This is a genomic window from Cupriavidus basilensis OR16, from assembly GCF_000243095.1.
Taxonomy (GTDB): domain Bacteria; phylum Pseudomonadota; class Gammaproteobacteria; order Burkholderiales; family Burkholderiaceae; genus Cupriavidus; species Cupriavidus basilensis_D.
Genome location: NZ_AHJE01000154.1, coordinates 1 through 3,609 on the forward strand (window position 1 = coordinate 1; position 3,609 = coordinate 3,609).

1 protein-coding gene and 1 pseudogene are annotated in these 3,609 nt (G+C 71.0%); both read left to right on the forward strand.

The features are described 5' to 3' along the window. Positions 1 to 36: 36 nt before the first annotated feature. Positions 37 to 2,579, forward strand: a pseudogene (locus OR16_RS46875) (amino acid adenylation domain-containing protein); the annotation flags it as partial. A 225-nt stretch (positions 2,580 to 2,804) separates the two neighbouring features. Next, a partial coding sequence (locus OR16_RS46880; protein ID WP_237717360.1) for a condensation domain-containing protein occupies positions 2,805 to 3,609 on the forward strand: 805 nt, incomplete at its 3' end.

A 3,609-nucleotide genomic window follows, 5' to 3' on the forward strand; every position in this document is an offset into this window, starting at 1 on the left:
CTCGACGGCTGGAGCACCGCGCAGTTGCTGGGCGAGGTGCTGCGCCACTACGCCGGTGAAGCATTGCCCGGCGTGGCGGGCCGTTTTGCCGACTACATCGGCTGGCTGCAATCGCGCGATGCCGACGCCAGCGAATCGTTCTGGCGCGATCAGCTGAAGGCGCTCGACGAGCCGACGCGCCTGCTGGCGGCGCTGCGCGCCCCGGACGCAGCCGAAGCGGGCCGCCATGGGCAAGGCGAGCAACTCCATGCGCTCGATGCGGGCGAAACGGCGGCGCTGGCCAGCTTTGCCCGCGCGCAGAAGGTCACGCTCAATACGCTGGTACAGGCCGCGTGGCTGCTGGTGCTGCAACGCTGCACGCGCCAGCCCGCCGTGGCGTTCGGCGCGACGGTGTCCGGCCGCCCCGCCGATCTGCCGGCCGCGCAGCAGATGCTTGGGTTGTTCATCAATACGCTGCCCGTGATTGCCACGCCGCAGCCGGAACAGGCCGTCGGCGACTGGCTGCGCACGGTGCAGACGCTGAACCTGGCGTTGCGCGAACACGAGCACACGCCGCTCTACGACGTGCAGCGCTGGGCGGGCCGTGGTGGGCAGGCCCTGTTCGATTCCCTCGTCGTGTTCGAGAACTACCCGGTCGACGCCGCGCTGCGCCGCACGCCGGGCGGGCTGTCGTTTGCCAACGTCCGCAATCTGGCCGAGACGAACTACCCGCTGACGCTGCTCATTGCCCAGACCGATACGCTGCACCTGACCTGCCGCTTCGACCGCACGCTGCTGGCCGACGCGCAGGCGCGGCAATTGGTGGACACGCTGTTCGCCGTATTGCGGCAGATGGCCGCCGACGGCGCGGCGCCGCTGGCAACCATCGGGCTGCTGGCACCCGCAGAGCGCACGGCGGCGCTGGCCGCCGGCACCGCACCCGTGCCATACCCGGCGGCCGAGCCCGTTCACAGGCTGTTCGAGGCCCGGGCGGCCGCGCGGCCCGATGCGGTGGCCCTCGTCTTTGGCGACGCCACGCTGACCTATGCCGAACTGAACCGGCGCGCCAACGCGCTGGCCCATCGCCTGATCGCGCGTGGTGTGGGGCCGGACGTGCCCGTGGGCGTGCTGGCCGAATCCTGAAGGCCGGCGGCGCCTACGTGCCGTTCGATCCGGACTACCCGGCGGACCGGCTGGCCTACATGATCGACGACAGCGCGGTAGCGGTGATCCTGGTGCAACGGCCAGAGGCCATGCCGGCGTCGAGCGGCGTGGTCGCCTCCATCGATCTGACCGATCCGGCGCTGTACGCCGGCGACGATTCGGGCAACCCCGCGCCGTTGCAGTCGGCCGAGCATCTCGCCTACGTGATCTACACGTCCGGCTCGACCGGACGGCCCAAGGGCGCCGGCAACCGGCATGGCGCGCTGCATAACCGGCTGTGGTGGATGCAGGCGCAGTACCGGCTGGACGCCAGCGATACCGTGCTGCAGAAGACGCCGTTCAGCTTCGACGTGTCCGTCTGGGAGTTCTTCTGGCCCCTGATGACGGGCGCGCGGCTGGCGCTGGCCGCGCCGGGCGATCATCGCGATCCGCAGCGCATCGCGGCGTTGATTGCCCGCCACCGCGTCACCACGCTGCACTTCGTGCCCGCGATGCTGCAGGCGTTTGTCGGCGACGGGACCGATTGCGCGCTGGCGGCATCGTGCAAGAGCGTGCGTCATGTGGTGTGCAGCGGCGAGGCCCTGCCTGCCGATCTGGCGCGACGCACGATGCACCTGCTGCCGTGGGCGGCCGTGCACAACCTGTACGGGCCGACCGAGGCAGCCATCGATGTCACGCACTGGACCTGCCGCGACGACGGCGGGAATTCGGTGCCGATCGGGCATCCCATCGCCAACGTCTGCGCCCATGTGCTGGACGCCGCGCTGCAGCCGGTACCCGCCGGCGTGGCTGGCGAGCTCTATCTCGGCGGTGCCGGCCTGGCGCGCGGCTATCTGGGGCGCGCGGCGCTGACGGCCGAGCGCTTCGTCGCCGACCCGCATGGCACACACGGCGAGCGCCTCTATCGCACCGGCGACCTCGCACGGCGCCATGCCGATGGGCATATCGAATATCTCGGCCGCCTGGACCATCAGGTCAAGATTCGCGGCCTGCGGATCGAACTGGGCGAGATCGAGGCGCGGCTGCTGGCGCACGACGCCGTGCGGGACGCCGTCGTCATCGCGCTGACCCAGGACGGCCCGGCCCGGCTGGTGGCGTACGTGGTGCCGGCCGACGAGGCGGGCTGCGATATCGACGGCCTGCGCCAGTGGCTTGCGCAGGCATTGCCCGACTACATGGTGCCGAGCGCCTTCGTGGTGCTGGAGCGGATGCCGGTCACGCCGAATGGCAAGCTCGATCGCCGCGCACTGCCCTCGGCCGACTTCGCGGGTACCGCCGAATACGAGGCGCCGCAGCCGGGCATCGAAACGACGCTGGCCGAGATCTGGGCCGCCGTGCTGAAGGTGGCACGCGTGGGCCGCGGCGATAATTTCTTCGAACTCGGTGGCGATTCGATCCTGAGCCTGCAGATAGTCGCGCGCCTGCGCACGCAGGGCTGGCAGCTGACGCCCAAGCAGTTGTTCGAGCGGCAGACGCTGGCGGAGGTGGCGGCCGTGGTGACGGCGCTCGATGCCGCGTCCGCACCGTCGGCGCCGGTGCGCGAGCCGTCGCGTGCTCGGGAGCTCGCGCCGGCACGGCTGTCGCCGGCGCAACTCGACGCGCTGGGGCTGGACGTCGACGCGGTGCAGGACGTCTATCCGCTGTCGCCGATGCAGGCAGGCATGCTGTATCACAGCGTCGCCCGCTCGGATGCCGGCGGCGGCGCCTATATCAACCAGTTGCGCGTCGACATCGACGGGTTGGACGCCGGGCGCTTTGCAGCGGCCTGGCGGGACGCGCTGCGCAGCCACGACACGCTGCGGACCGGCTTCCTCCAGCGCGGCGAGCAGCCTTTGCAGTGGGTGGCGCGCGACGTGGTGCTGCCGTACGCCGAGGAGGACTGGTCGCTGCGTGCGCCGGCATCGCTGGGCGTCGCGCTCGACGAACTGGCGGCCGCCGATCTGGCACGCGGCTTCGATCTGGAACGTCCGCCGCTGATGCGCCTGACGCTGGTACGCACGGCGGCGGCGCGCCATCACCTGGTGTGGACCGTCCACCATCTGCTGGTCGACGGCTGGAGCACGTCGCAATTGCTGGGCGAGGTGCTCCAGCGCTATGCCGGCGAAGCGGTAGCGGCACCGGAAGGCCGTTTTGCGGACTACATCGACTGGCTGCAGGCGCGCGACGCGCAGGCGGCACAGGCGTTCTGGAGCGGATCGCTGGCGGGATTCGACACGCCGACGCGGCTGGCGGAGACACTGGCCGCGCCGGCCTCCGGCAGCGGATATGGCCTGCTGCAGCACGCCTGCAGCGCCGCGCAGACCGAGCGGCTGGCGGCATACGGCCGCGCGCAAAAGGTCACGATGAATACCGTGGTGCAGGCGGTGTGGCTGCTGCTGTTGCAGCGCTACACGGGCCAGCGGCGCGTGGCGTTTGGCGCCACCGTGGCCGGCCGCCCTGCCGAGGTGCCCGGCGCCCAGCAGATGC